Origin of the sequence: Parafilimonas terrae, from assembly GCF_900115755.1 — a bacterium.
In the GTDB taxonomy this organism is placed as follows: domain Bacteria; phylum Bacteroidota; class Bacteroidia; order Chitinophagales; family Chitinophagaceae; genus Parafilimonas; species Parafilimonas terrae.
Window position 1 is genome coordinate 1 of record NZ_FOXQ01000043.1, and the last position, 1136, is coordinate 1136.

The 1136-nt window shown below is 41.2% G+C and carries 2 protein-coding genes; both read right to left on the reverse strand.

Features of this window, described 5'->3' with window-relative positions:
- Nucleotides 1–464: dTDP-4-dehydrorhamnose 3,5-epimerase (gene rfbC / locus BM015_RS21285; RefSeq protein ID WP_090663393.1), on the reverse strand; the 464-nt coding region annotated here is incomplete at its 3' end.
- 486 nt (nt 465–950) lie between these two features.
- Nucleotides 951–1136: GDP-mannose 4,6-dehydratase (locus BM015_RS21290; RefSeq protein ID WP_177191995.1), on the reverse strand; the 186-nt coding region annotated here is incomplete at its 5' end.

Here is a 1136-nt window from a genome sequence, read left to right on the forward strand (position 1 = left end):
ATGTTAAGATCGGGGTCATCATACATGATACCCAACTCAGCAGCCTTGTTATAAAAATTATCACATTTATAAAAGAAAACAGCCGTATCGCTCAGCACCACAAAACCATGCGCAAAGCCACGGGGGATATACAATTGTTTATGGTTATCACCGGTAAGCTCAATGGAAAAAGCCTTACCGAATGAAGGAGAATATTTTCTGAGGTCAACCGCCACATCCAATACCTTGCCGGATAAAACACGCACCAGTTTTGACTGCGCATGTTCGCCTGTTTGCGCATGCAAACCGCGCAATACACCACGTGTGGAAGATGATTGGTTATCCTGCACGAAAGGTGTGGTTACACCCGTTAATTCCTCAAACTTTTTAGCATTGAAGCTTTCAAAAAAATAGCCACGGCTGTCTGCAAAAACCGTGTCGTGAATAATGTAGCAATCCTGCAGTGGGGTTTTTTCAATCTTCATTTATTACTGATTAATTATTTAATAATTAGCGGCGGGCATTACTGAGGAAAGCTGCAAGCTGCAAGCCTCAAGCTGTGAGCGGCGAGCTGCGAGCGATTTCCATCCGTCCTATCAATTTCACTTTTATAGTTTACAAGTTTACGGGTTCAATTCCTGATTTCTTACCAGTCAACTTCTCTCTAAATAGTTCAAAAGTTCACGCGTTCACTTGTTCACAAGTTCATTCCCGGTTTCTTACCTATCAACCTGTCAACAAATCAACCTTGCCCCATCCCCCTAAAGGGAAGTATGTGCATTTCGTACTTAATTGTTATAGTGATTGGGAAGAAAGCTGTGAGCCACTGACCGCTCATTATTCATCATTCATTATTCACACTCATTATTTTCTGATTTCTCACCTATCAACTAACCAACAAATCAACCAGTCAACTTTCCACCCGATTCCTTATTCCAAATTCCTCCAAATCAACCTATCAACCAGTCAACCTACCTGTTGCTATATTGTTCTGTATAATAGTTTTGATAAGCGCCGCTGGTAACATGCTTCAGCCATTCTTCGTTTTGCAAATACCAGTCGATGGTTTTGCTTAACCCTTCTTCAAAAGTTACAGATGGTTTCCAGCCAAGTTCTTTATTAATTTTCGTGGCATCAATAGCATAGCGCAAATCGTG